Annotated in this window: 30 protein-coding genes and 1 tRNA gene; 20 read left to right on the forward strand and 11 right to left on the reverse strand. The window is 58.5% G+C overall.

Going from position 1 to position 26,396, the window contains the following annotated elements:
• The first annotated feature begins 135 nt into the window (after positions 1 to 135).
• From HYG81_RS32370 to HYG81_RS32380, 3 genes are all read left to right on the forward strand, one after another.
• The gene (locus tag HYG81_RS32370) at positions 136 to 861 is read left to right on the forward strand and encodes a queuosine precursor transporter (RefSeq protein ID WP_180840300.1); all 726 of its coding nucleotides are present in this window, start codon (positions 136 to 138) and stop codon (positions 859 to 861) included.
• 84 nt (positions 862 to 945) lie between these two features.
• Entirely contained in the window at positions 946 to 2,040 is a 1,095-nt protein-coding gene (locus tag HYG81_RS32375) for an aminopeptidase (protein WP_180840301.1), read from the forward strand.
• A 427-nt stretch (positions 2,041 to 2,467) separates the two neighbouring features.
• On the forward strand, positions 2,468 to 3,082 hold the full coding sequence (locus tag HYG81_RS32380; RefSeq protein ID WP_180840302.1) for a DUF309 domain-containing protein: 615 nt from the start codon (positions 2,468 to 2,470) through the stop codon (positions 3,080 to 3,082).
• A 58-nt stretch (positions 3,083 to 3,140) separates the two neighbouring features.
• Here the strand turns inward: HYG81_RS32380 and rnhB are convergent, their stop codons facing one another.
• Together rnhB and HYG81_RS32390 are read right to left on the reverse strand one after the other, a co-directional pair.
• Positions 3,141 to 3,812 (reverse strand): ribonuclease HII, encoded by a 672-nt coding sequence (rnhB, locus tag HYG81_RS32385; protein WP_180840303.1) that lies wholly within the window; start codon positions 3,810 to 3,812, stop codon positions 3,141 to 3,143.
• Positions 3,813 to 3,865: 53 nt separating this feature from the next.
• Entirely contained in the window at positions 3,866 to 5,245 is a 1,380-nt protein-coding gene (locus HYG81_RS32390) for a tRNA pseudouridine(54/55) synthase Pus10 (protein WP_180840304.1), read from the reverse strand.
• Between the two features lie 155 nt (positions 5,246 to 5,400).
• On the opposite strand from HYG81_RS32390, the gene HYG81_RS32395 reads away from it, so the two are divergent.
• From HYG81_RS32395 to HYG81_RS32410, 4 genes are all read left to right on the forward strand, one after another.
• A complete protein-coding gene (locus tag HYG81_RS32395; protein ID WP_180840305.1) occupies positions 5,401 to 6,522 on the forward strand; it encodes a S1C family serine protease in 1,122 nt (373 codons plus the stop codon).
• 340 nt (positions 6,523 to 6,862) lie between these two features.
• Positions 6,863 to 7,054, forward strand: coding sequence for a DUF7511 domain-containing protein (locus HYG81_RS32400; RefSeq protein ID WP_180840306.1), 192 nt, complete (start codon positions 6,863 to 6,865; stop codon positions 7,052 to 7,054).
• Between the two features lie 7 nt (positions 7,055 to 7,061).
• Entirely contained in the window at positions 7,062 to 7,250 is a 189-nt protein-coding gene (locus tag HYG81_RS32405; protein WP_180840307.1) for a DUF8028 family protein, read from the forward strand.
• A gap of 144 nt (positions 7,251 to 7,394) precedes the next feature.
• A complete protein-coding gene (locus HYG81_RS32410) occupies positions 7,395 to 7,553 on the forward strand; it encodes a hypothetical protein (protein ID WP_180840308.1) in 159 nt (52 codons plus the stop codon).
• Here the strand turns inward: HYG81_RS32410 and HYG81_RS32415 are convergent.
• The gene (locus HYG81_RS32415; RefSeq protein ID WP_180840309.1) at positions 7,550 to 7,735 is read right to left on the reverse strand and encodes an HVO_A0556 family zinc finger protein; all 186 of its coding nucleotides are present in this window, start codon (positions 7,733 to 7,735) and stop codon (positions 7,550 to 7,552) included. The genes HYG81_RS32410 and HYG81_RS32415 overlap by 4 nt on opposite strands.
• 132 nt (positions 7,736 to 7,867) lie before the next feature.
• Here HYG81_RS32415 and HYG81_RS32420 point away from each other — a divergent pair, with 132 nt between their 5' ends.
• From HYG81_RS32420 to HYG81_RS32450, 7 genes are all read left to right on the forward strand, one after another.
• Entirely contained in the window at positions 7,868 to 8,425 is a 558-nt protein-coding gene (locus HYG81_RS32420) for a metal-dependent hydrolase (protein ID WP_180840310.1), read from the forward strand.
• 130 nt (positions 8,426 to 8,555) lie between these two features.
• Positions 8,556 to 9,158 (forward strand): tRNA (pseudouridine(54)-N(1))-methyltransferase TrmY, encoded by a 603-nt coding sequence (gene trmY / locus HYG81_RS32425; protein WP_180840311.1) that lies wholly within the window; start codon positions 8,556 to 8,558, stop codon positions 9,156 to 9,158.
• A gap of 106 nt (positions 9,159 to 9,264) precedes the next feature.
• Positions 9,265 to 9,337: transfer RNA gene (locus HYG81_RS32430), tRNA-Pro, on the forward strand.
• 55 nt (positions 9,338 to 9,392) lie between these two features.
• Complete coding sequence (locus tag HYG81_RS32435; protein ID WP_180840312.1) at positions 9,393 to 9,632, forward strand: DUF7563 family protein; 240 nt, start codon at positions 9,393 to 9,395, stop codon at positions 9,630 to 9,632.
• Entirely contained in the window at positions 9,625 to 10,212 is a 588-nt protein-coding gene (locus HYG81_RS32440) for a J domain-containing protein (RefSeq protein WP_219628695.1), read from the forward strand. Before HYG81_RS32435 ends, HYG81_RS32440 begins: the two co-directional genes overlap by 8 nt.
• Before the next feature lie 476 nt (positions 10,213 to 10,688).
• Positions 10,689 to 11,033, forward strand: coding sequence for a hypothetical protein (locus tag HYG81_RS32445; protein WP_180840314.1), 345 nt, complete (start codon positions 10,689 to 10,691; stop codon positions 11,031 to 11,033).
• A gap of 2 nt (positions 11,034 to 11,035) precedes the next feature.
• Positions 11,036 to 12,655 (forward strand): DUF7845 domain-containing protein, encoded by a 1,620-nt coding sequence (locus HYG81_RS32450; protein WP_180840315.1) that lies wholly within the window; start codon positions 11,036 to 11,038, stop codon positions 12,653 to 12,655.
• A gap of 323 nt (positions 12,656 to 12,978) precedes the next feature.
• On the opposite strand, the gene HYG81_RS32455 is transcribed toward HYG81_RS32450, so the two are convergent.
• On the reverse strand, positions 12,979 to 13,374 hold the full coding sequence (locus tag HYG81_RS32455) for a winged helix-turn-helix domain-containing protein (RefSeq protein WP_180840316.1): 396 nt from the start codon (positions 13,372 to 13,374) through the stop codon (positions 12,979 to 12,981).
• 1,043 nt (positions 13,375 to 14,417) lie between these two features.
• On the opposite strand from HYG81_RS32455, the gene HYG81_RS32460 reads away from it, so the two are divergent.
• From HYG81_RS32460 to HYG81_RS32480, 5 genes are all read left to right on the forward strand, one after another.
• Positions 14,418 to 15,416 carry a DNA methyltransferase gene (locus tag HYG81_RS32460; protein WP_180840317.1) on the forward strand — a complete coding sequence of 333 codons (999 nt, stop codon included), beginning with the start codon at positions 14,418 to 14,420 and terminating at the stop codon, positions 15,414 to 15,416.
• Between the two features lies 1 nt (position 15,417).
• A complete protein-coding gene (locus tag HYG81_RS32465) occupies positions 15,418 to 17,961 on the forward strand; it encodes a protein kinase family protein (RefSeq protein WP_180840318.1) in 2,544 nt (847 codons plus the stop codon).
• 11 nt (positions 17,962 to 17,972) lie between these two features.
• Positions 17,973 to 19,067, forward strand: a complete 1,095-nt coding sequence (locus tag HYG81_RS32470) for a hypothetical protein (RefSeq protein ID WP_180840319.1) — start codon at positions 17,973 to 17,975, stop codon at positions 19,065 to 19,067.
• A 305-nt stretch (positions 19,068 to 19,372) separates the two neighbouring features.
• Positions 19,373 to 19,627, forward strand: a complete 255-nt coding sequence (locus tag HYG81_RS32475) for a DUF7692 domain-containing protein (RefSeq protein WP_180840320.1) — start codon at positions 19,373 to 19,375, stop codon at positions 19,625 to 19,627.
• A 108-nt stretch (positions 19,628 to 19,735) separates the two neighbouring features.
• Positions 19,736 to 19,900: a glycine zipper domain-containing protein gene (locus HYG81_RS32480; protein ID WP_180840321.1), complete on the forward strand. Its 165-nt coding sequence runs from the start codon at positions 19,736 to 19,738 to the stop codon at positions 19,898 to 19,900.
• Between the two features lie 121 nt (positions 19,901 to 20,021).
• Here the strand turns inward: HYG81_RS32480 and HYG81_RS32485 are convergent, their stop codons facing one another.
• From HYG81_RS32485 to HYG81_RS32515, 7 genes are all read right to left on the reverse strand, one after another.
• Positions 20,022 to 20,405: a PD-(D/E)XK family putative nuclease gene (locus HYG81_RS32485; protein ID WP_226375950.1), complete on the reverse strand. Its 384-nt coding sequence runs from the start codon at positions 20,403 to 20,405 to the stop codon at positions 20,022 to 20,024.
• 160 nt (positions 20,406 to 20,565) lie between these two features.
• Positions 20,566 to 21,732 carry a hypothetical protein gene (locus HYG81_RS32490; protein WP_180840322.1) on the reverse strand — a complete coding sequence of 389 codons (1,167 nt, stop codon included), beginning with the start codon at positions 21,730 to 21,732 and terminating at the stop codon, positions 20,566 to 20,568.
• Positions 21,729 to 22,529 carry a hypothetical protein gene (locus HYG81_RS32495; protein ID WP_180840323.1) on the reverse strand — a complete coding sequence of 267 codons (801 nt, stop codon included), beginning with the start codon at positions 22,527 to 22,529 and terminating at the stop codon, positions 21,729 to 21,731. Before HYG81_RS32495 ends, HYG81_RS32490 begins: the two co-directional genes overlap by 4 nt.
• Positions 22,526 to 23,092, reverse strand: coding sequence for a DUF8063 family protein (locus HYG81_RS32500; RefSeq protein ID WP_180840324.1), 567 nt, complete (start codon positions 23,090 to 23,092; stop codon positions 22,526 to 22,528). The genes HYG81_RS32495 and HYG81_RS32500 overlap by 4 nt, the downstream gene beginning before the upstream one ends.
• A gap of 2 nt (positions 23,093 to 23,094) precedes the next feature.
• Positions 23,095 to 24,948, reverse strand: a complete 1,854-nt coding sequence (locus HYG81_RS32505) for an Env/VP5 family phage fusion protein (RefSeq protein ID WP_226777489.1) — start codon at positions 24,946 to 24,948, stop codon at positions 23,095 to 23,097.
• Positions 24,949 to 25,085: 137 nt separating this feature from the next.
• Complete coding sequence (locus tag HYG81_RS32510) at positions 25,086 to 25,625, reverse strand: hypothetical protein (RefSeq protein WP_180840326.1); 540 nt, start codon at positions 25,623 to 25,625, stop codon at positions 25,086 to 25,088.
• Positions 25,626 to 25,641: 16 nt separating this feature from the next.
• Entirely contained in the window at positions 25,642 to 26,076 is a 435-nt protein-coding gene (locus HYG81_RS32515) for a DUF8023 family protein (RefSeq protein ID WP_180840327.1), read from the reverse strand.
• Between the two features lie 87 nt (positions 26,077 to 26,163).
• Between HYG81_RS32515 and HYG81_RS32520 the strand changes: the two genes are divergently transcribed.
• On the forward strand, positions 26,164 to 26,349 hold the full coding sequence (locus HYG81_RS32520) for a DUF8053 family protein (protein WP_180840328.1): 186 nt from the start codon (positions 26,164 to 26,166) through the stop codon (positions 26,347 to 26,349).
• Positions 26,350 to 26,396: the final 47 nt, after the last annotated feature.

The raw sequence follows: 26,396 nt of genomic DNA on the forward strand, positions 1-26,396 counted from the left end.
CTCGTCTGAAGCACGTTGCTGGAAGCCGATCGTGGCCGGTTGCTGCCCAGCAGGAATACTATGTGCGGACCGTGATCTCCCTCGAGGCGTACTGGAATAGTATCGTTTAGGTGGATCCGATGAATACGCCGCGCTATGAGCCGGACACAGTCCCGCGGTGGACCGACGATCGCGCAGGTCGCGCTGATCGGTCTCTTCGTCGCGGCGCTCGTCACCGCACAGTTAACCGCGTCGAAGGTCCTCGCGTTCGAACTCCCGGTCGCGCTCCCGGTTACGGGGGCACAACTCGCATTGCCCGGGGCGGCGCTCGCGTACGCGCTGACGTTCCTCGCGAGCGACTGCTACACTGAGCTGTACGGCCGCCGCGCGGCCCAGATCGTCGTCAACGTGGGCTTCATCCTGAACTTCGTCGTCCTCGCGCTCGTCTGGTCGACGATTGCCGCGCCGGCCGCTCCCTCGAGCGTCGACGCCGGCGCGTTCGAGACGGCACTTGGCGCGTCGACGAACGTGGTCCTCGGGAGTCTGTTGGCCTACCTCGTGAGTCAGAACTGGGACGTGATCGTCTTTCACCGAATTCGAGCGTACACCGGCGCCGAGAAACTCTGGCTCCGCAACATCGCGTCGACGGCGAGCAGTCAGGCGATCGACACCGTCATCTTCGTTTCAGTCGCGTTCGCCGTCGCACCCGCACTCCTCGGTGTGGGTGCCGTTCTCCCGACCGACGTCATTCTCTCGTTGATGGTCGGCCAGTACCTGCTGAAACTCGCAATTGCCTTCCTCGACACACCGATCGTCTACGCGATCGTCTCGCTCGTTCGCTCGCGTGAGGGACTCACTGCTGAGGAGACGTACGCCGCCTGATTTTCGGCGAATTTCTTCGCTCGTCACGCTGGTGTGTCTCCCGTTTCAGTGGCTACTATAGTCGCCCGCTCGAGAGGGGTGTGTATGGACGAACGCGTACGCGAACACGCCGAGGTGCTGGTCGACTGGAGCGCTCGCGTCGAAGCGGGCGACAACGTCGTCTGTTCGGTCGGACCGGACGCCCACGAGCTGGCGGTCGCCGTCGCCGAGAAACTCGGCGAGCGGGGCGCGAACCTGCTGGCGACCTACGGCTCGGGCGAGGTCACGCGGGCCTATCTCCGGGCCCACGACGGAGACTTCGACGCGGACCCGGCCCACGAACGCGCGCTGGTCGAGAACGCCGACGTCTATCTCTCGCTCGGCGGCGGGCGAAACACGAGTGCGACGGCCGACGTCTCCGGCGACCAGCGACGGGCGTACAACAATGCCAGAAACGGGATCCGCGAAACTCGACTGGGAACTCGCTGGGTCTCGACGGTCCACCCAACGCGCTCGCTGGCCCAGCAGGCCAACATGGCCTACGAGGAGTATCAGGACTTCGCGTACGACGCCATCCTCCGGGACTGGGAGTCGCTGGCCGAAGAGATGGCTCAGTTGAAAGAACTGCTCGACGAGGGAAGCGAGGTGCGACTCGTCTCGAGGGGGACCAACCTGACAATGAGAATCGAGGGGCGGACGGCAGTCAACAGCGCTGCTTCGGTCGCCTACGACTCGCACAACCTGCCCAGCGGCGAGGTCTTCACCGCGCCCTCTGCGACCGAAGGCGAGGTGACCTTCGACGTCCCCATGACGCTACGGGGGGAGTCCGTCCGAAACGTGCGCCTCGAGTTCGCCGATGGCGAGGTCGTCGACTACGACGCCGACCAGGGCGAGGACGTGATCGGCGAGATTCTCGCGACCGACGACGGAGCGCGCCGGCTGGGCGAACTCGGGATCGGCATGAATCGCGGTATCGACCGCTACACGGACAACATCCTCTTCGACGAGAAGATGGGGGATACCGTCCATCTCGCGCTCGGCCGGGCCTACGACGCCTGTCTCCCCGACGGCGAGTCCGGCAACGAGTCGGCGGTCCACGTCGATCTGATCACCGACGTGAGCGAGGACTCCCGCCTCGAGATCGATGGCGACGTGATTCAACGAAACGGATCCTTCGCGTTCGAGGACGACGATACCTGACCGTACGAGAATCTGGGTTCGGAGCGTCGGTGGAGATTTTTGCGCGAGCGAACGACGTGAGCGATCGGAAAACGGTCCAACTGGGACGTGTTCACACTCGCGTCACTCCTCGATCAGCGGTAAGCACCGTTTACGAATCGGCGGCGACTCCGTTGTCCATGCGAAGACGTCTCATACTAATACGTATGCTCACCTTCATCACAAGTACCGCCAGGCCGGTGGCGGCTAGTAACCGGTTAGGGCGCAAACACGTCCTGAAATCGATCCATCAACAGTATCTGTCCCGCCCTGCCGGAGGCGGTAGTGTGCTGTCGGCAACGGCGATACGGTGTCTCCCTCCCGGTGTAATCCGGTCGCCGTCGTCGGCAGGATATCCGGCGGTCACCGTTTTCGTCACGTTCTCGAGTCTCGATCCCGAAGGTCGACCATGCGCGATCGGCTTCGGGCGGGCGTCGCGATCTTCAACAGTGGCCACTACCACGCCGCCCACGACGCCTGGGAGGACCGCTGGCTCGAGCTCGAGGCCGGGAGCAACGACGAGCGGCTGCTTCACGGCCTCATTCAGTACAGCGGCGCGGTGTACCACGCCCGCGAGCGAAACTGGGAGGGCGCCGTCGGGCTCGCCGAGAGCGCCGGCGAATACCTCGCGGGGCTGCCCGCCGACTACCGTGACCTTCGGCTCGAGCCGATTCAATCGGCTTTATCTCGAATCGCGGCCGATCCCGAACGTCTCGAGCGGCGGCCGCCGAGACGGATCGAACACGAGGGGACCACACCGACGCTAGCGGATCTCGGGTTCGAACCGACCGCGATCGCCGCGGTCGTCCTCGCCGAGGAGTTCGGCTACGACGAGGAACCGGTCGAACGGGCTCGAACGTACGCACAGCAGGATCTCGAGGCCGGCGCGGACGACAGCGTCTTCATCACGCTGCTGTTCGACTTCGTCCGCGAGGACGAGAATCGCGGGATCATCTCCCAGCGACTCACTGACCACGTCGGCCGGCGGAAAGCTCGCGAGGAGGATGTGGAAGGGTTGTTCTGATCAGGCATCCTCGAGCGCGGTCGATTCGGGAGTTCGGCGCTCCCTCTTTTACGGACTCCTAAAACTGCTCGAGGCCGGTCTGCTCGGCGTCAGCGAGCACCTGCTCGCAGGTCGACCACGAGTCCCGCGCGAACGGGGGGAGTTCGCGGTGCTCGGTGACGTAGGACGCGAGAAACTCGCGAGTGGTCGAATCGCCCGGATAGCCGCTGCCGATCGGCCCGTACTCGTCGGCGAAGCCGGCGATGTGCGCGTCGCGTTCGACCTTGGCGATGATGCTGGCCGCGCCGACGAGCGGTGAGTCGTCGTCGGCCCCGTGACGCGCGTCGACGGAGAGGTCCTCGAGCGGGCACGCGGCGGTGACTCGGCGGGCGAATCGGTCGGCGTCGGTGTCGCAGGCGTCACAGAGTCCCGAAACGGGACTGCTCGAGTCAGCGTCGCGCTCGAGACCATCGATTGCCGCTTCGATCGCCTCGGCGTGGGCCGCGACCGCGAGCGAGTTCATATCGGTCTCGGGATCGTCGATCCGCGCCGGCGTGATCTCGGCGACGCCGATCGCGAGCCGATCGTCGCTGCGCAGGGTCGCCGCCAGCTCCTCGCGTCGCTCGGGAGAGAGCCGCTTCGAGTCCCTGATGCCGTCGGGGAGCACGCTGGGCTCCTCGCAGTGGACGGCCGCGGCGAACATCGATCCCAGCACGGGACCCTTGCCGGCCTCGTCGACGCCGAATGGCATACGCTGCCGGTCGGTCGCGGAGCGGAAAATCGTTGCGACTCGCGAGGATCGATTCAGTTAGCCGTCTCTGCCGTCTCTTCCTCGCGATCTACTCGCGGCTCGTCCAGGAAGAACTCCTCGAACTCGAACGGCTCGTCTTCACCTTCCACGCTGGTCACGTCCAGCGCCGTCACCTCGGCGTCGGTCTCGAGCAGGCCCGCCAGACTCGGCTCGGTTCGACCGTCGTCGCTGCTGATGAGCTCCTTCACGTAGAGGCCGCCCTCGCCGTGGATTCGGACCTCGGCCTCGGCCGACGATCGCAGATCGCCGTCGATGTCGTAAACCGTCCGCTCGCGGGTCAGCCCCGCCCGCCGGTGGTCGACTCGCTCCGGCGTGTACTGGTCGACGGTCGTTCCCTCGAGTTCGGCGAGCGCCGTTTCGAAGGCGTCCTCGTCGACCGGCTCCGCGAACTCAACGTCGGCCCGGTACCGCTTGCTCGCGTCGTGTTCCTTGACGCGCTCGACCATCTCGTGGGTCGCCAGCCGGAGGCCCTCGACCTCGACGCTCCCGTCGGCGGCCGCGTTGATCGCCGCCTCGAGCGTCTCGGGATCGGGGTCGCGCACGCGGGGTCGTTTCACCTCGAGGACGAACGGCCGCCCGCCCTCGAGCATGCGGGCGTCGACGTCCTCGCGGCCCGCGCCGTGGAAGGTGCCCTCGCCGCCGTCCATCGCATCGACGACGTGGGGGCGGACGACCTGTTCGACGCTGGTGTCGTACAGGTAGCCTGACCCGCCGCAGTAGTCACAGGGTTCCTCGCCGTCGTCGCCGAGCTGGATGCCGCTGCCGCCACACTCCCGGCACGGCCACTCCGTCTGGGGGATGTCCCGCTCGAGCTTGCGGTAGCGGCCGTAGACGAACGCGGGGTTGATCTGGACGTCGACGGCGTGGCTCGTGACGGTGCCCGACTCGAGGGTCTCGCGCGGGTCGAACCCCTCGAGGTCGACGATAGCGAGCACGTCGGGCCGGTCGAAGTCGACCTCGGTTTCGGTCTTCGCGCCGACGCGCCGGCCGACCTCCCGGTTGATCTCGCGCTTCATCGATTCGCCGACGTCCGGCTCGAGGCCGGCGTCCTCCCGGAGCAGCCGTTCGTTCTCCTCGACCAGCGGCGGAATGCGGCTGCCGACCTGGTAGGTGGCGAACTCACACCCCTCGAGGGCGTCGACGATCGCGTCGGCGATGGCGTCGAACGTCCCACAGTAGCCCTCGCAGACCCAGCAGTCCGCGGGGTCGGTCGGATCGAAGTCCTCGTCGTCGGCCAGCGCGACCGTCGTGCGCAGCGCTCGGCCGCGCTCGCCGTTGGTCAGCCCGAAACTCCGCTCGGCGAAGGGCCGTCCGAGACAGGAGTCGCAGACGGTGCCCGTCGCCAGCAACGCGCGGGCGTCTTCCGTGATCATGTCTCGAGAGTCGGGGGGCCGCGGGTAACACGTTTTCCCTTCGCCGGGACTCGCGCCTCGATTGCGACTGTGCACACCACGGGACCGCCCACAGTGGCTCGAACGTGCCGGCCGTCGGCCCGGAGGTTCAAATGGGTCGGGTCCAATTCTCGGTTATGCACGATTTCCGACTGGATCGGCGGTCCTTTCTCGCGGCCGCGAGCGCCGGACTCGCCGGCGCCGCCGCCGGCTGTGCCGCGCCCCGAGCGGACAGCTCGATCGAGGGAAACTCCTCGCACACCATCGATCGAGACGATATCGCGGAGGGGTCGGCCTTTACGGATCTCTACAGGGCGGTCATCGATTCGGTCACGCAGGTTCGCGTCTTCGGGCTTCGGGATCCGGACACAGGTGTCGAGGGGCGCGGACAGGGCTCGGGGTTCCTCTACGACGATCGACACGTCGTGACCAACGACCACGTCATCGGTAACGGCACGGCGGCCGACCTCCAGTACATCACCGGCGACTGGACCGGGACCCGGCTCGTCGGGCGCGACTACCACAGCGATCTGGCCGTCCTCGAGGTCGATCACGTCCCGAAGGCGGCGACGCCGCTCTCCCTGACGGAGAAGGCTCCCGTCGTCGGCCAGCAGGTGGCCGCTGTCGGTAACCCCTACGGGCTCGACGGCTCGATGTCGTCGGGGATCGTCAGCGGTATCGACCGGACGCTCGACTTCCCCGACCGGCAGTTCTCCTATCCCAACGTCATCCAGACCGACGCTGCCGTCAACCCCGGCAACAGCGGCGGCCCGCTCATCGATCTCGAGGGAGCGGTCGTCGGCGTCGTCACCGCTGCCGGCGGCGACAACATCGGCTTCGCGATCTCGGCGGCCCTCGCCGAGCGCGTCGTCCCGGCGCTCATCGAGGACGGCGAGTACAACCATTCGTATCTGGGAATCGTATTCCGCACGGTCGACCGCCTCGTCGCCGAGGCTAACGACCTCTCCGAAGCGACCGGCGTCATGGTCACCCGCGTCGACGACGGCTCGGCCGCCGACGGCGTCTTCGAGCCGGCCTCGTGGTCCGTCCAGCGACACGGCGAGTCGATCCCCGTCGGCGGTGACGTCATCCTCGCGTTCGACGGGGAGCCGATCCCCGACCGCCACGCGCTGTCGACGTACCTCGCACTCGAGACCAGCCCTGGAGATACCCTCTCGATTCGGCTCGAGCGAGACGGCCGAACGATCACTGAAAGCCTGACCCTCGGTGCCCGACCATCGGTCTCCCGTCGCGACTGACAGTCACTGCGAGTGCCGCGCTGATCGCTCCCCTCGAGCACTCGAGTGGGAGGAACGCCGGTCGGTCGTCGACCCGAGCCGTCAGTTCCGGTCAGAATGCGTCGGTAGACTGCTCGAAACCACTCATTATCCTGTCAATAGGTCCGTATTTTCGTCTCAGACGTCTCATAGCGGTATCGTACACGTCAGCGCTTATTGTGTTCTTTTTCGGACGATTACCTCGGCTGAATTGCGGTAGAACCGAACGCTATCGTCCGAATTCGTCGCGTTAGCATCTCGATAACAATAGGCTCGTATCCGGTAGCAGTGTTCGACGCGAGTACCAGTCGCTCGATTGCCCATGACAGATGCCGACTTCCATCCACCTGACAGCGAGGAACCGCCAGCCGAGCTCGATCACGTCACGATCGAAAACGACGAGGCTCCGGACGAGTGCGCCATCTTCCCGTCCGAAGCCAGCGAGGACGTGCTGATGACAACCTGGATCTCGGCTCACGACGATTCGTTCGTGGCCCTCGAGTCGATGCGGTAGTCCGACAATGCGCCTGAGCCACTCCGTTACCGCTGCTGGCTTCTGGCTCGGTACCCTGCTGCCGATCGTCTACGTTCCCGTTATCCTCACCGGAATCGATTCGATGAGTCACCTGTCGCTGTTCATCGCGCTGCTGGCGGTCCACGCGCTCGCACTCGTCGTCGGCCACGACTACTCGGGATCGCGATCGCGGTGATCCCTCACCCTATTTGTCTCCTTCGCGGTACTCTCTCGACTACTTCCGTCGACTCTCCCTTTGAGAGCCGTCTTTCGGTCGCGTTCGTGACCGGTCAGCGCTGCACCGAAAAGTGGTATCTGTCGAATCACGGTAGACAATAGCATGCATACCCGATGTCCGCTCTGTCGACGATCCGTTCCCGACGACGCACAGCACTGGTGTCGGTGTGGCCAGGTGATGGATTCGCGCTGTTACGACGCACACCGCGAGTGGTGTGCAGTCAGCGGCAGCGACGCCTGGATCGGTGCGCTCGAGTACTAGTTGAGCGAGGCCGACCAGACCTGAACGCGCGGCGTCCCGCAGCTATCGCAGATGATCGCCCTGTTGTCCTTGTAGGTCGCCCGCTCGAGTTCGCCGTCTTCACAGTGGTGGCAGGACCGCCCCTCGAGCATCGCGAGCAACTGCTGTTGCCCGTTCGACTGCGACGACTCTGATTTCGCCATGTATTGACTGAATACCGGAGACGAGGGTAACGGTTGGCCATGCCTATGCAGTGCCACCATCGCGGTATGCAGTCCCGTTGTCGGCGCGTCGAGCCGAAGCATCTATGCCCGCGTCCGGTGAACGCCCGGAGGATGTGGCCCTGGGGACACCTCGCCGTCGCCTATCTGCTCTACACCGTCGTCACGCACCGCCGGTTCGGCCGACCGCCGCGAACCTGGCCGGCGCTCGCGATCGCGGTCGGCTCGCAGACGCCGGACCTGATCGACAAGCCCCTCGCGTGGAATTTCGGCATCCTGCCCGGCGGGCGAACCCTCGCGCACTCGCTGTTCGTCGTCGCCCTCCTCGTGCCTGCAGTCCTCCTCGTCGCGGATCGCCTCGAGGGTCGCGCGATCGGCGTCGCCTTCCTTATCGGCTACTGCTCGCACCTGTTGGCGGACGTGCCGCCGCAGGTCCTCTTGGGGGAGTTCGCACACGCCGCCTACCTCCTCTGGCCGGTGCTCGAGCAGCCCCCCGAGGAGCCCGTCGCTGGGATTCTCGACGCGTTCCTCCACTACTACACGCTCGGGGCCTACGAGTGGATCCAGTTCGGTCTGTTCGCCGTCGCCGTTATCGTCTGGTATCGCGACGGGATGCCGGGGCTCGAGTGGGTGTTCGACTCGCTCGAGCGCCTATTCGGGATCGGGTCCTGAGCGCCGGGTGCGGTTTCCGAGCACCAGGCGGGTTTCGAGCGCCCGGCGGCGCTTCTGAGCATCGGACGGTGGCGGTGATCCGCCGCCGCCGAATCGTGGCGGCTATCCCGTCGGCCGCCCACGCTCCGGTATGCGCCAGTTCGTGCTCATCGGTCACGACGTTCCCACGGAGCCCGACTTCTCGCTCGACGACCTCGCGGGCGGAGCCGGTCGCCTCGACGCGCTCTGTCGGTCGATCACCGCCGCGTTCGTCATCTCCCACGGCATCCGCGAGGACGTGCGCGTCCACCTGATCGCCCGGGACGAGTTCACGATCACCTTCGACGGGAGAACGCTCCAGCGGCTCAACCCCGACGAGCGGAGCACCGCCGCGCTGGTTCGCAAGGCCCTCGAGCACCGCGAGAACGCCATCGGCGCGCTGCCCGCCGAACCCAACCCAGGGATCGAGGTCTACCGCCGCGGATTCGAGGGGACGCTCGAGGAAATCGCCGACGACGGCTCGATCGTCCAGCTCCACGAGGACGGCGAGGCGGCTGTCGACGTGGCTGCCGAGACGCTGGCGGACGCGATTTTCGTGCTCTCGGATCACCGGGACTTCACGGATGAGGAGGCGGGGTTGCTCGAGGACTACGCCGACCAGCGGCTTCGACTCGGCCCCGAATTACTGCACGCGGATCAGGCGATCACCGTCGCGCATCACTATCTGGATACGGACGGCTACGAGCGGTTTTGAGGGTGGCTTTGGTGAGGGTTGGCTCGAGGAATCAGCTCCGCTGCCGGCGGTTCGACACCAGCATTCGGAAGCGTTAAACGAACGGATCCGTTCACTCAGAATGTGCGGGCCGGTGGGGTAGCTTGGTATCCTTCGGCCTTCGGGTGGCCGTAACCGCAGTTCGAATCTGCGCCGGCCCACTGGGTACATATACCTTTTCCCGCACTTCCTGACACTTAGCAGCCGCTCTACGGGGTGGTCTGCATGACGGTCGCACCGTGGCCGTCGGTCGACAATTCGACCTGTAATCACTGCGGTGCCCATATCACCGATCGGTTCCGCCGCGTCTTCGGTGACGACGACGATCGGGCCCACCGCTGTGGTGACTGCGATACCTTCGCGCGACTGAGCCGTGGCTCTGCTGCTGGCGTCGACGTTTCGATCCCGGACCCGGAGACATCGCCCGGCCGTCATGGAGGTGAGAGCGATGTCTGAGCGTCTCGAGTGGCCGGACGGGTTCGAGCGGACGCCGGCTGGCGATCGCGACCCCTACCCGCACGGGTTTCGTGTCTCTCGCACCCGAGCGTTCGACAACGTCCTCGAGGAGTTGCGGAAGATGGACGCCCGCAATGTGCAGGTCGAGACGGCTGCACCACACACGCAGGCGCAGCCGCATCGACCGTACGCTGACCGTGATCCGGATGATCCGGGAGTCGTCGTCTATTTCGAGCGGGACGGTCGGCAGTTCGCAGTTCCGTGCGATCGGTGGAACAACCTGCGAGACAATGCGCAGGCGATCGCGAAGTATCTGAACGCGAAGCGAGCCCTCGAACGCTACGGCGTCCAAACCGTCGAGTCGGAGTTCTCGACACAAGCGCTCCCGAGCGCTGACGGGGACGCTGTCACTCCGCCAGAGCCGCCACACGAGATTCTCGAGGTTGCACCCGACGCTGACGACGGCGTCGTACAGGCGGCGGCTCGAGCGAAAAAGAAAGAGCATCATCCGGATCGAGGCGGCGATCGCGAGCAGTTTCAGCAGGTCGTCAAGGCAGAGGGGGCGATGCTCGATGAGTGAGTTCGTCCTCGCGAGCGAACTGTACGATGTTGAGAGTCGGACGCCCATCGCCCATCCGGCCTATCAAGCGACTGACGCGGACGTTCGGCAGGTGCTCGGCGATCAGGAGATTCGAGCCGACAGCGGATGCTCCTTGAGCAGTACTCGCCAGCGTAAAAGCGACTGTGCGGTGACGGTCACAGTTACGATTCGAACTCAGGGGAGGGAATCGGTAGGTGGTGTGTCCGAATGGAGTTCCCCAGAGTCCACCCTAGGATCATGGTCTGACCTGCATAAACGGCGGCTCTCCGGACATTCCTTCCGTTATTACGGATTCGGAATACCGAATTCAGAGTCTGAACACGAGGACGGTGATTCGCGATGAATCGCCTCGTCGAATCCGACGTGTGTGAGCGCTGTGGCGATCGCGTCGATGCGCTCCGCCGGCTCTGTCCTGACTGTACGCGCGCAGTTCGCGACGCACGTGAGGGGCCACTATGAGTTCTCGAGCGTCGGTACTCGAGAGTCCGAAGGTCAGTGATGATGCCGATCGAGACGACCGCGACCTCGAGGCCGAGTTAGCGAGCCCGGTAGCCGGTCGGTTCGGTATCCCCGTCGACGCAATCTGCGTGGGCTGTGGGCAGACGCACGTCAAGCGTGCCAGCCTCCAGGAGATGGACCAGCTCCCGCAAGCTGATCTGGCCGCCCTCGAGGTAACGGACTGTACGTCGTTCAAACACGTCTGCTATCCGTGTCAGGGCGCGACGTGGTGGAATCCCGTGGCGGTGCTCACTGGCTTGCTCGAGAGCGAGCAAGAACGTGAGCGCGAGCGAGGTGAGTAGCGGTGTCACAGGTCGAGACGACGCCACATGAGATCGAGGGCCGGTGGAAGTGGCCCGACTGGGGCCGCGGACCCTACGACGCGCTGTCATCAGTGATGCTTGGGTCGCCCTTCGAGGGCTACCTCGAGATCGACACCGAGATCGACGGCGAGCCCTGGCACCTAGAGGTCCGGTACAGCAAGTCCGGGTTCGCACCGCGACTGTCGGACGGGATCAATGCCGAGCGGCTTTACGAGTGGGATATCGTGGGCCGTGGGCGCGGCGAGCGGAAGGCGTCGTACAACATCGGCCCTCGGTTCCCGAACATGCGCCACTGGGAGAGCGGCGAGCGGTTGCAGCTCCCGTGGGAGAATCAGGTCGGCGAGGTTGACGGTATCGACGTCGAGTTCCACACGAGTAATATCGAACCCGACCGCGGTCTCGAGCTACTGCCGGAGTTTTTTGCGGCGGTGTTCGACTATGCTAACGAGCGGGTTCATCCCGACTACTTCCGAGCCGAGCCGCACGAAGCGAGCCGAATGTGGGCGTACGAACGGTACGTTCGAATCCGTCGCGAGTGGGCGGAAAAGCTCTCGTCGGCCGGTGTGCTGCAGAAGGTTGCGCACTACCTGTCCGACCTCAAGGGAGTGAAGGCCGAACTCCACATCAACAACAAGGAGGCGATCAACCACCAGAACCGGCTGTTTTTAGATCCGGCATCAGCTGGCGAGCTACTACCGGGGCACACCTACGGACGAAAATTCGAGATCTACCAGCTGAAGGACCCAGACGCAGTCTCGAAAGATCACCCGTCCTACCACCCGAAAGTGGAGGTGTTGGTGAACAAGTCGATGAACGACAAAGAGGCATGGTCATGGGCCGATCGCCACGCGGTCACCGAGCAGATCGAGGAGACACTGTTGAACGCTCTCCACTGGGAAGACATCCCGCTCGGTCCCGACGGCAACAGTGTTTACATCGCCGACGATCACTTCGATGCGGTGGCTCGAGACGACCTGGTCGAACTCTACGAAGACCCGACGCCGCGCCTTGAGGCGAAGTCTGACCACCTGTTGATGACGACGCTGCGGGACATGGGCGAGACCGCCCGCAACGTGACCGAGACGGTCGCGACGGACGGCGGCTCGACGATCGACGGGCTCGCCGACGAGCTGGGGAAACACCCTGCGACGATCTACCGGGCGATCAACGATCTCGGTGAGGTCCTCGAGCTCGACCAGGGCGACGTATCGTTCCGTGCTCGAAAGTACCGCGAGGAACTGCGAGCGCTCGTCGAGTCGGCCGAGTACGCGATCGAGAGTTACGCCGATCGGATGCAACACCTCATGGGCTTAGCCGATCACGTCGCTGAGTCGTCGCCCTTCCAGGAGTGGCTCGCGAAGAACGGCGCCGACCTCGAGTTCGACGAGAACGGCGAGCCCCGGCGGATGCGGATCGATACAATTCTCTCTCGGTTGAAGTCGGATAGTTTCGAGAACCTTGCGACGATCGCCGGTGAAGCTCTCGAGAAGTGGTCGAAGTCGGGGAACGATCCAACGGTCCTCCGCGGCGCCGAGCTGACCTGGAAGACTCCCGGCGGCGGAACTGAAACCGGATTCATCGGCGCTGTCGCCGATCGCTGAACCGGCCTCGATAGTGGCAACGCTCTTGTTTTCCTTGTTTTCTACAAGTATTCTTGAATAACATCCCTGCTTAGACAACTCTGGTTGTAGCCACCGGCTCAAGGGCGGGGTCGGCACCGCGATCGCACCGCAACGCCTGCGAGGTCGTTTCGCGCTTCGCGCGAAAACCCCCTTGGCGGGTGTCCCCAAGGGGACAGCGCCAAAAAATTACAGCGCACCACCCCTGCCTCCGTACGGCAGCACTCCAGTTGAAGCACACGAAATGGGGGTCTTGATTGCGTGAGCGCTAACGATATCCAAACTGAAACGCTGGTTTAGTCTATTCAGAACACCAGAACCATCGCTGCTTCGTAGAAAATGTAGAGTAGAAACAGGAGAATAGCAGCCCGGACAAGATAGCCTATGAGATTATCTGGTTGTTCAGTGTAGATTTCGACCAAACTGGGGCCACTCGAAGCACCAATCCTATACTGACCGTTACTGGACGGCATACTTTGAAAGATATCGCCGCCGAACATCCTTTCCATTTCCTTATCTTGGCGGTCCATCATAGCCTCCATTTCATTGTAATCCTCAAAGCGGTTCGTGACCTGACTCACGTACGAGGCCGAACAATCGCATGCTTTTGCAATTTCTTTGTTTGTGGCGTTCGGATTCTCATACCACGTGAGAAGTATATCTCGCTGTAAGTCTGTTTTCTCCGTTTTAGCCGTGGACATATTACGCTGGCATTCGTCTCATATATGAAGAAAGTTGTGGCGAGTTAAGAGTTGAATCATGAACTGGAGCAATTTGCCCCTAAGGGGGCAGGGCAATTGCGCGGCGCGCGCTCTGCGCGCCGCGCTGAGAGAAAAACGAACTGGCCGTCACCAGACGGTACAGCGGTGGTAGGAGTGAACAGGACCTTGTTAACCAGAACTAGCGGAAGCGCTTAGGCGGGGTTAGAAAATCGAGTCGATCGAGATCTTCGCTTGTTCGATCCCGCGGTGATCGCCACCGCCGTGCCAGCGGAGCAGCAGGAGATTGCCCGCGCGGACCATCTTGTTTCGGTAACTCCATCATCAAGTCGCTAGCGCCAAAAAATCACAGTGTCCTGCCCCAGTGTTGCACAATAGATCTTCAGTTGAAGCGCACGAACCGTACCTACAGACTCTTCTATCCAGACATTCAGTAAGATGATTAGTATCGAATTAGAAACATGCAGGTAATGACGGAAAATGCCTCAGTTGTGCTCGCGAATACAGGAAAAGTCTTCTTTGGAAGTCTAATCGGCGGCGTAGCTGCAACCGGTTATCTTCAGAATGGGCCTCTATATCTTTACACATTCTCGATATTCATGCTGCCGTTGACGTTTGCTCTATTTTGGATCATAGAGTCTCAGATAAAACCTGAAAATTCCATATACAACCGATGGCATTCTAGGATCACGGACAATTCGGCAGAGACAGTAGACTCTTCACCTCGACTTAATACGCCATCTTCGTCGAGACCGTTGAACCGATATCGCTGAATGATTGTGGCTAAGGCCAAGGTCCTAAACTAACCACCGCGCTGCTGGCCGCCCCAGCTGAAAATGAAGTTAGTGGACTATGTACTGACGCCACGAATCTCCTTCAAGAAAATATTAAGGACCCCCGTGCTAACCCATAAGTATCAACTGATGCCTTCTAGTTTGAACCCAGATGCATGGGAGGGGAGGACTGTCCATAGTGAATCCACCTTGCACCAGCTATCTCCTTTCTTAGGTAAGATGAAATCCTCTATGGCAAAGGAACTCGTTCAAACCTACTCTTCACCAGGAGATACTATTCTCGATCCATTTTCAGGGTCGGGAACCGTTCCTCTGGAAGCTGCGATTGAAAAAAGAGAGGCAATTGGTATCGATAGGAACCCGTATTCAATTCTGCTTTCTAAAGCGAAGCTACATCCTCCAAAATCGGAGGAAGAGGCTAAGGAATCTGCGGAGAAGTATCTTAGTAAAATTGAACCTGAGTCTGGTGTTGGAACCGATGATATACCTGAGTGGGTTGCTGAATTCTTCCACCCTAAGACACTCTCAGGCATTGTCCAACTAGCCCCTCTACTTCGCGAGAATGACGAACATTTTCTACTTGCTTGCCTATTGGGTATTCTCCACCATCAGCGACCGGGATTTCTGTCATATCCGGCTAGTAACTTGCGCCCCTATCTAAGGGATGAAAAATTCCCGCGAGATCAATACCCAGAAAAATACGAATATAGGGAGATCAGACCCCGACTGTTTTCGAAGATCGAGCGTGCCTTCCGTAGGGCCCCAGAGTTTGATAATTCACTACAGCAAACTATTTATAGTGGCGATTCTGCAGAGGTAATTAACGAAGAGATCCAGAAGGATAGACTGGATACCATTATCACCAGTCCACCGTATATGAATAAGCTCGATTATGGACGGGACAATCGTCTGCGTCTGTATTTCTTAGGTGTTGAAGACTATGAGGATCTGGACGGAAGTCCGGAAAATAGGCAACAATATAGAGACTTCTTGGATAATTTCCTTTCTGAAGCTACAAATGCTCTTCAACCGGGGGGAAATCTAATCTTCGTAATGGGAGAGTCACAGCGGTCAGGTGCTGCCGTAGACACATCGGAGGTGTTAGCGAACATGGTCAAGAATGAGGAGTATGGGATGAGCGTAAAAGAGGCGGTTCAGGATAAGGTTCCTCAAAGGGAAATAAATTCTATGTCAACAAAATCAGAGACTATCTTGGTGCTCGAAAATTAGTATGACATCAAAAATATCAGACAAATCCGAAATAATAGGGAAAGTTTTCCTTGAGAATTGGCGGGTCAAGGAGAGAATTGACTCGGGGAACAACGGGGTAGTTTATCGCGCCTCTCATATTGCTGATGAAGTTGATATGGATGCTGCATGTAAACTCAGCCCAATTAGTGGTCTAAGGGAAGGCTGGGAGGAGGAAGTCCAGAAGGCGACTATGATGGACTCCCATCCCCGAGTGGTTAGCATCAAAGACTATACAAAAGTTACAATTGAGTCCGACGAATACGCATGTGTCATCTCTGAATTTGTTGATGGACAAAGCCTACAAGAATACCTTAATGAGAAATCTGACCAAATTACTGTTTCATTTGTTTGTTCCGTTGCCGAAGCAATTTTAGATGTTCTTCATGGGATGGAACAAAGGGGAATCAATCACAACGATCTGCATCCAGGAAATATTCTTCTCTCAAAGTCGGATATTACACTCAGTGATGAGCCTCAAGTCAAAATAACTGACTTTGGAATTGGAAATTCTTACAATTCGATGGAGCCGAAAAATGATTACGCCCAACTTGGTGACCTCGTCCTAAATTTGTTATCTACTATTGATAAATCGGGATTAGATACATTCGATGAATACCGGATAGATTTCTTGATCGATGAATTTGTTGGAAAATATATCATTGAGGAAGATCCGATTAAAGGGGACTATGTCCAATCTCCGGAGAAACTTCTGGCCAAACTTCGAGAAAATCAGGCGAAGGCAAGAGAGCGAATGTCTGGATCGCCCGAAGTCAAGCTGAAAAGCCCCTTTGATTATCTAAGCTGTGAGCAGATGGGGGATTCTTTCGAGCTCATAGAACGTCTCTATTCGCGCGACTTTCCAGGATATGGCCAGCTTCACACTAGCACAAATACAATCGTAACGGGACCTCGTGGGTGCGGTAAGACGACAATTCTGATGAATATGGACTTAGAGACCAAATTAGAAACCGGACAGATTTCATCGGCTGAGGACATTGATTATTTGGCCACCTTCTACCCTTGCCGGGATTTGTATTTTGCCTTTCATTATATGGATGATGAGAATCCGTCTCAACGGAATCAAGACCTTCTAATTCACTATTTTTCGGTTTCGATGCTTAAAAAGTTCATATACCGGATCAGGATGCTTCGCGATGAACTGGGAAGAAAAGTCTCAGATGAATCTGTGAGTCTATTAGAGGATAGATTGTCTCGGGCAGTCAGGGAGTACTCTAGCCCACCCGCAGGCACTGATGTTCTAGAGCACATCACATCCGTATTGGATAAAGAGAAAAGTAGAATAAACAATACTTTGCGGCGGGGTGGGTCTGGGTTCAACGATTCAGCCCGCCTAATGGGAATCGACAGTCTCCCAAAAATATGCAGGGAACTTCAAAACTCAATTAGTTGGCTAGAGGGGAAACCAATATTTTTCCTTGTAGATGACTACTCCCTGCCAAAAATCACTAAGGGTATGCAAAAGACGCTAAATGATTTGGCACTAGAACGGTGGGATCAAATCTATTTCAAGATTTCAACGGAGAGTATCGCATCTTTCCACCCGTATGACCGGTCCGGAAAACTCCTCGAGGAATCTCGGGAGTATGAAGTCGTAGATTTAGCTAGCCATTTTATCAGTAACACGGATAAGAGAGATAAATTCTTGAAGGACGTCCTCGATACACGCCTAGAGACCACTAGCGGGATGAATACTATGTATGATGACATTCATGATATTCTTGGCTTTCGTCCATATGATTCATACAATGATCTCGCTCGTCAAATTCGGAGTGATTCGGAGGTCAATTACGCTGGATTTGAGACCTTGAGGGATATTTTCTCCGGTGATATATCCGAAATGCTTCGATTAGTGCGGGGGATGTTCAATGAAGTTGGCCAGAAAGAAGATTGGGAGAAAGGAGATGTGGAGATTCCAATTCCTGCAGAAAAACAAGATGAAATCATAAAAAGATACGGCGGAAGCTTCATGAATAAAATAGAATCAATTCCAGAGAATGGAGAGAGGCTGAGAGAGATAGCCGAAGTATTTGGAAAACGTGCGAACTATCTGTTAATGAACGAGAATAGTAAAAATCAGTCTGGGAATCCTCCTTTCCAGGGTTTTCGTATTGAGATCCGGGATTCGTTTTCATTTGATTCTGACGAATACCTACCGGAGGTACTCACAGCTTTACGGAGAGACACGTCAAAACGACCTGAGAAAGAAGAAATCACAGAAGAAGCTGAGTCAATTTACAACCACTTACTTCAGTATGGTATTTTCCTGCTTGATACACGCGGTAAAAGTATTCGTGGCGGGGCGGTCCCTCGACTTTATCTGAGACGGCTATTGTTGCCAAAATTTAATCTCACTCCCAGCCAAAGGGACAACGTTTCTATGGAACCTGCTGAGTTCATCTATTTATTAATGAACCCTGATGGATACAATGCCTCAGAGTTTGAACGATCGGAAAATGAAAGTCTCTCCAAGTATTTAGACGATATTGACGAGAATCCGGAGTAAGTAGAACTCATATGGATTTACCAAAAATAACTAAATTCAGTCAAGTCGATATTGACTCTCCAACCTCATTAGTTGCTGTTGCGGGCTTTGAGGACAGAGCAAGGGCGATATTCGAGGAATTTAGCCGCCGTGACGATGCAAGCTTGATCAGTAGTGCAACTAGCATTCAATATGAACCCTTCAACAGCCGTAACAATATAAATGCCCTAAAGAAGGGTTTGAGTTCTCTCGGGATTTCTGACGATTCTACTCAATCAATGGTATTCGACCGACATGATCCCAATTCATTCGAATCAGATTTTTCTGATTTCCTAGATTCAATTTCAGAAAATCATGTAATCCTTGACGTCTCTGGCATGTCAAAATTACTTATAATAATCTCTCTTCAAATCCTCGCTGAGAAAGACTTCTCGGTAACAATCTACTACGCTGAAGCAGATAAATATCACCCCAGAGAAGACGAATACACCAAAAAGCTCCAGTCCAGCGAAGATTCTGATCGAACCCCAGCTTTCCTGACCAACGGTATTTATGATATCGTTACGACCCGTGGTCTATCATCAGCACTGGGAAGCGACCAGTCGATGGTTGTTGTTGCATTCCCAACGTTCAATCATCAGGAGCTAATGGCTTTAACAAGTGAACTATCTCCCGCGCAATTAGTTTCCATCCAAGGGAGTCCACGAATGGAGAAGAATCAATGGCGAAAAGAGAGTATTCGTGAACTCAATGAAGGAGTAGAGTCACACATCCAAGTTGACTGGCGAGAGACAAGTACTTTCAATTATCGACAAACAGTGGAAGTACTCAATCATGTTTATGAAGACTATTCAGATAAATATAGGATAGTCCTAGCTCCTACGGGAAGCAAACTCCAAACCGTGGGTTGTCACTTGTTTAAATATCAGCACCCTGATATCCAAGTCGTATATCCCGTGACCAGGGAATTTTCAGAGACATACTCTGAGGGGTGGGATAACACATGGGGCATTGTGTTTGAAAGTCTGGATGATGCAATTATTACCGAGAATGAAAAATATCAGCAGAAAATCTCAAATCTGCGTTCAAAAATTGATGAGATGAATGATACTATGGACTCTGTATGATTTTAGTCTAATTCCTATATTTCGTATATTTGCTTAGTACTCTTTTAGGTCGAACAATTACCGAATTTTCAGAACAGTACTCGGTCGAAGGAGTTCTCACACAACTTCCTGGGGTCGTACGTCGACAAATCCCGTTCCCCGAATATGCACACGAGACGCGAACCCTCGTGTGCATATCTCGAGTCGTTCGGTCGCTCGAGACCGCGTTCTTCTCTGGATGACCGACACGTTTCGCCTGTTTTGGGTCGAAATGGACCGTCCAGTGAGCCGAAAAAACTAGGATTTCGGGGGTCGTGTGTACGAGTATGCGAATCAGAACCGACGGCGACTATGCGTACCGACAAGACGCAATCGAACGCGCAGCCGACTTCTACGACTGTAACAAGACGAAAGCGGTGGTGAGCGCTTGCGATGACGTACCGAAGTTTGTCCAGGCATCCCGCCAGGTTATCGAGCGCGACGACCTCACGCTCGAGCAGCGTCGAGAGATCGCCGAGACACTCTCGACGAGAGCAGTGACGTTCGAAGTCGAATCCGAGATCGCCGTCGACACCGATTAACAGCAGTTGGTAATACGATTTTTTATTCAGAAGCAGGTACGAAACTGAAGCACCCGATTCGGTAAGTACAGAGAATAGATTTATCGTCAGTGATATGAATAGGACAGTATGTACGGAAAACAAGGTGAAGATGGAACCCGGAGTAAGATGGGACTGGGTATCGCAGTTGGGGCGGGAGTCGGAGTGGCCCTCGGTGTTGCGATGGACGACATTGCACTGTGGACAGCTATTGGTATGGCAATAGGCGTGGCTCTCGGTGCTGCATGGAGTTAAACCGAGAGATAGAAGAAACTTCGATACGCGTTTTAGAAACTAATCATGGTCTGTAAGCATCTGTACTTACCGCGAGTCTCACGGAGTATTCTGAATAAAAGAACCGCACTACGATCTACTGTTAAAACACAGATTCAATCGAGATCTTCGCTTGTTCGGTCCCACGGTGATCGCCGCCACCGTGCCACCGGAGCAGCGGGAGATCGCTCGAGCGAACCATCTTATCACAAAGAATTGTGCAACCCGATCGCCCATGTGGCCGGTAGACGACGAAACAGTACCAGCCGTCGTGCCGCCGGAGTTTCTCGTGGTACTCACGATAAACCTTCCAGTTTCCGGGCTGGCCGTCGGAATGCTCGTGCATCGTGGACTTAATCTCGACGGGTGTCCCGTTCCCGAATCTCGCGTCGTGCCAGCTGGCCCGCTCGAGATCGAACCGACGCTTTTCGGCCATTCGTTTCTCGACGGCAGTCCCGAAATGGTTCGCCCGCTTCGACCGATTCACGCGGACCACGCGCGTCGCGCGCCGATATATATACTCCTCCGCTGGCCTCGAGCCGTGCGCCCATCGCTCGCTTCGCTCCCGGTAGGGAGCAAGCGCGGTGGGCTATGGGCTACTCTAAAGGGGGGACAGTTACGCTTTACAGCTTGACACCCCGACGCGGTCATGCGATCACCTGTTCAACTGTGGAAACCCAGTCTGCCTTTTCGCCGCCCTCGTCGATATCGTCCCACCAATTTGAGACGGTAGCGTGACTGTACGGCACGAATTCGGCGGTTGCACGCGACGACATTCCCTGTCGACGGCAGATTTCCATCGTCCAGGCGGCGACTCGTTTCACGTCTTTCTCGGCGATCGCCTCGTCTTTCTCGTCGCCTCCAGGCGCGGACCAGCTCCAGTCGGCCTCGTCGTTCGTGTTGAACGACCAGTCGGTCGGCGGAATGCCCTCGAGGGGGCGCGGGTCCACGTCGACGAGACTGCCGTTCGAAACTCGATCGGCGACGACCGCTGATTTCTGCGACGTCTTTTTGATGATCGTGCCGACACGCCAGAGCATCGGATGAATCGAACTCTCGTCGTGGCCGATGTAGATGAGAGCGCCGCCGTACTTGCGGATCTTGAACACCAGCGGCCCCATCAGTTTCCGCACCTTGTGGCCGTCTTCGCCGGCTCCGCTCGCGTTCGTCGAGAATTCGTCGCCGATGAATAGCTTCGGCTGCTGCGGGTTTTCGACGGGATCGCCGTCCTGACTGACCCATTCCTCGAGCAGCGGGTAGTTCGGAATCCAGCCGTCTTCTACCGAGCCGTCGTCACGGACCCATCGGTTCGTCCGCTCGAGCGTGCGTATGTTCGAGCCGACGAGAAGATTCCCGTCGACCCATCGCTCACGGAGCTGGCCCAACAGCCCAGAGAAATCGGTTTTCCCGTCTCCCATCTCGCCGAGCAGCACGATTACCGGCGCGGGTCCAGCGACGATCTCCTGCAAGCGGGTCACGGCTTTGATCCCGGCGAGGTCGGCTTCCTGAGCCGGGTCGCCGATGTAGTGCTTCAGTGTGAGCGTGTCGCCGTTCTCGAGCGCCTGACGGGCCGTCTCGCTCCCTTCGGCCTGCAGGATCTTCCGATTCTTGCCGACCGCCATGTAGTCCTTCGCGGGCTTCGTCTGCCAGCGGTCCGTGTCGTGATGAACCGCCCGCATCGCTAGCTGCCGGTCCACTTGCTCGTCACGAACGAACCCTGAATGCCGAAGGACTTCTTCGGGGTCGCGCTCGAGATTCCCGTCCTGGTACTCGCGAAAGCCACCGACTGTGTAGTTGTCTTGCTCGTCGCTCATGGTTCTCCTCCATCGGTTGCAGCCTGTTCTGTGGCCGATTCCTCCGCCCTGACCGGCGTTCTCGGACCGTGCCCCTCGGTGTACTCGTCGACGTACTGACCGACGTCTCGGATCTCGTCATCGTCCGACGCAGTGGCGTCCTCCTTGGCCGATTCGAACCGATCTTTGACGGCCGTTCGCGGGTTCATCAACCCGCGCTCGTCGGCCTCGGCTTCCTCGTTGATCACGTCGCCTTGGATCTGCAGCCCCATCTTGCTGATCCGACCGCGCAGCTGGTTCAACTCGAGAAACGCCTCGACTAGATCGCCGTGGATGTCCTCGAGCATGGTCTTCGTCGTAACGAGTTTCGAGTCGGCCATCTGCGACATATAACAGCCTCGAACGACTAACTCGCCGATATCCTCGTGATGGGTAAACTCACGGACTTCGTAGGCATCTCCGTCGTTGCACACATACGGCGACGGCCCCTCGACAGTCTTCTGGCTCCACAACTCCGGCTCGACGTAGTATTTCTCTCTCACGTCATCGACGCCGTTGATGTGGTGTACCGTCGTCATTCGCCGGTCGCGGAGCTTCCGGGCTCCGGTAACGAATATCGCAATCAGCGGCGGCCCAAGTAGGATGAGAGCCGCGAACCAGCCGAAGAATATCGGCGGGATACCGGGGATAGACGGCCGAATCCAGAGAATCGCAACACCGAGCGAGAACAGCACGGCGAACACGAGTAACTGCGCCTCGGCGACGACGTAGGTAATTCGGTCCTTCCAATTCCCGAAGGTGCCGCTCGTGTCGCTCATGCCTTGACCACCCCGGATTCCTCGGAGCGAACGACGTACCACGCGCCGAATCCCGCACTGCCCACGGTGATGAGAACACCGGAGAACAGCCCCGTCTCACCGCCGAAGTGACGGAACGGGTTCTGCTGAACCATCCCGGTCGAAACGATCGCACCGCCGCCCTTCTCGAGTGACTTCTGGGTGGCGATCGCGACGGCCGCGCCCTTCTCGCCTTCCCGCGGCGATACCATGAACGTCACCGTCTGCGTTCCCTCGTCTAACTCCTTCTCGGCGTAGTTGAAGCTTGTAGCGTCCTCATCGAATGCCCCCGATTCGGTGATGCTGATCGTTGTCGGCTCGTCCGCCTGGAGCTCGAGTGAGAACCGGCCGGGCTCGTAACTCCAGTCGGTCACTCGCGTCTGGTTGTCGATTATCCGAACGGCATCCTCCTCGGCCTGTACGACCGGTTCACCGTCGGTCTGGTTGGCTGCCGTTTCGTTGCTCTGTGCGACGGCTGGCCCAACGCCCATGCCCATCGCGAGCGCCAGCGCTGCAACCGTGGCAACGATGAAAAGACGTCGCATGGTCAGTTGTTCCCCAGTCCCGGGACCGCGTCGGTGACGATGCCGACCACAGCGAGGATGACGATGCCGATTAGGCCGAGTCCGAGCAACCCGCCGCCGCCCTCGAGACCGCCATCGAATAGGCCACCGAATAGCGGCCCGTCATCTTCTTTCTCTTCCTGTGCTTCCTCCTGGAGCCGCTTTTGCTCTTCTCGAACTTGCTCGAGTTCTTTCTTGAGAGCTTCCACGTCGGCCGTCTGGATGTTTTGCGACTCGGGCTCGAAGGTTTCGACATCGTTGCCATCCGCGTCGGTCACTTTCACGAAGGTCGTCGGACTCTCAATTTGCGTGAAAGCGCCCTTCTTCTCGCCGTTTTCGTTGGTGTAGTTGTACGCGATATAGAGGGGAGCATCCCACTCGCTCGGGTGGTAGGTCGCTCCGGTCTTGTAGCCGATAACCTCGCCCAGCAGCGTCTCGACCGAGGTCGTGCTGAGATCGGACGACAGATCAACCTCCCATGTCCCGTCTCCGTTATCGGTGAAGCTTGAGGCCGGCGTGTCCACCGTCTCGCCGTCGGTCGTCGTCAGCGTGTAGGTTTCGTCAGTGACCGGCTCGGTTGACAGCGTGAGTACACCGGACGAGATCGAGGCCGATGACGTTACGTCGTTTCTCGGGACGTGATCCGTGAAGATATCCGCTTCCACCTCCCAAACGCCGTCTTCTGCCTCGTTACTTTCGATCTCGAGATTCGCCGATAGGTCGGCTGTCGTCGGGATTCCCATCAGCGCGGCATGAGCCGACTGCCCGGCCGCGTTATCGTAATTCTGGTTCAGTTCCGTTGCGGCCGTCACTGGGTCAATGATCTGATCCGTCGGAATGTCGCCGGGTGACCACTGAGCGTACACGTCCGACGAGAATCCCGAGAGGTCCGACTGCACGCTATCGAGCGAACTGACCGCGCTGTCCCACGCACTGGTGAAGTTCGACTTCTTACTGTAGTGCGTCCGATCTGACCCATCGACGCTCTGGATTGCCAGCGATCCCATCTCGTAGTTGTTCGACCACTGCGTTTCGTCGAGATCGCCGCGCCAGTCGTACCAGACCGTGTAGCCGCTGTCGTTGTTCAGCGACAGCGCGACGTACTCGATTTCCCGGCCGTCCGCGAGCGTCGTCGTCAGTTCGTGAACCTGATTCAATCCACTCAGGTCATAGACCGGGTCGTCCGCCTCGCGGTCGTCGCCGGGGAACCATCGACCGAAAACGCCAGCAACGGTCAGGTTTTCGTGGGTTTCGACCTGCTCGATATGGTGCGCCATTTGACGCACCTGCTCGTTGGAGTGGGTGACGATGTTCTCTTGAATCATCGCCGCGTACTCTTCCGTCGCGTTCTGCATCGCCGCGTTAGCCTCGCTCTCGACGTTTCCGGCGTTCATCTCCTTGACGATCGCCCCCTTTCCTTTCGTGAGGCCGATCGTATCGATATGCTGGATGTTGTTCCCGATCGAGGTCATTACCCGCTCATTCGCGCTCTGCATCTCGAGCGCCCCGGCGAAAAGATCAGTCTGTAAGGCGTCTTCGCCGGTATAGCCGCTGTAATCTTGGTCGTCGCCCGTGAACAGGTGTTCACCGACCGTCTTACCAGTTACATACTTCACAGCGGCAGCGCCACCTACTACGCCGATCACCGCGACCGGTGCGACCGCGGCCGCTCGGCCGATCGGCGAGTACCGAGGTACGACCGTCGAGCCGCCCCCGATCGCCACGACCGTCCCGCCCGCAACGGCCGTCCGCCGGAACAGACCGCGACGAGTTATTCCGCTGCTCGAGCCGGCCCCGCCCGAATCTGTGGGCCGTGGGCGTGGGCCTTGGGCTGACATCAGATCACCCCCGCCGCGGAGATCACGGCGAGAACGACGGTCAGTGCCGAGGCCCCGAGACAGTACCCGAGAACGGCGAATCTGTACGACTCAGAATCTGTCTGATCGAAAATCTTGAAATTCATAGTTCTCCCTCGTTAGTCCCGCATCAGTACCACGGCCGCGCCGATCACGGCCACCGCGATCACGGCGAGCCCGGCGAGCATCCCGCCGTCGCCGAGATTACCGCCGCCCGTGAAGACGCCGCCGAGGAAGCTGGAATTATCCTCAATGCTCGCGCTTTCGATCGCCGAATCCGGCCCGGTGACGACCACTCGATACTCGCCGTCGAGATCGAGGCCAGTGTCACTCTGGTTGTACTCGAGCTCGGTCGTGTTGCCAGCGTCGGTCCCGATCGTGTCCTCGAGCGCGATCGTCGCGTTCGCTGAGTCGTTCGCGTATTCCGTCTCGTTGTAGAACGTGACGGTGGCCGAGGTGTTGGCCGGGTCGTCTATCGTTTCGTTCCAGACGACAGAGACGGTGATGGGCTCCGTTTCGTTCGTGAGCGTCACCGTCTCGTTAGTCGAGTAGTCCGCTGTCTGTGCGCCAGCGACCGAGACGACCCCGGCGGTCGCGATCGCCGCGACGAGCAGCAGCGCGAGCAGAAACGCCGTATCCTTCAAAGAATGGTTTCTCATGTGCTGTCCCTCCGGTTTACTTGTAGGCGATGAGGTAGAATCCGGCACCGTTCAGGAACACCATGAACCAGCCGAGCGGCCACATTGTCCCGACAGCGTGAGAGACGGCCGGCACGAGCGCCGAGAGGATGTTCAGGATGAACATCAGCAACAGCGTGACCGTCTCCATGTCGGTGTAGTCGTCGATGCTTGTCTGGCCGTTCGTGACCCACGCGACGATCACGGTAACCATCGAGATGATGAATCCGTAGGTGACCTCTGTCCCCTGCGAACTGTACAGTACGCCGCTGAATCCGGTGTTGAACGGCGCGCTCAGGCTGAACGTGCCGACCGCCGCGACGGAGATCGTCGCGAGCACGAACAACGGTGCGAGTACGCTGTCAATTAGGTCTATGCCGTCTTCACGCCGTACCGCGCTCGGTACCGCGCTTGATGGTAGGCTAAGAGCCATACGACTGGTCGTCATCCCCTCCTGTCGAAAAGATCAGGAAAACCAAGGTTCACCAAAGTTTATACCAAGGCGGGTTGCCGCCGATGCATGGCGCTGAACAAACTCAGACGCTTGGACCAGAACTCGCTCGGGATCACCTTGCCGAAAGACGATCTTCGGGTGGAGGGGCTACTCGACGAACACGGCGACCTCGAGGGGGAACACCACCTCCACATCCGTCACGTCGGTGACGGTGAGTGGTCGGTCGAGCTCGTCGAGGGGATCGATGCGTGAGCGCCGATCTACTTGAAGAGGCCAAGCGAGAACAACGCTGGGAACTC

Source organism: Natrinema zhouii (genome assembly GCF_013456555.2).
Classification (GTDB): domain Archaea; phylum Halobacteriota; class Halobacteria; order Halobacteriales; family Natrialbaceae; genus Natrinema; species Natrinema zhouii.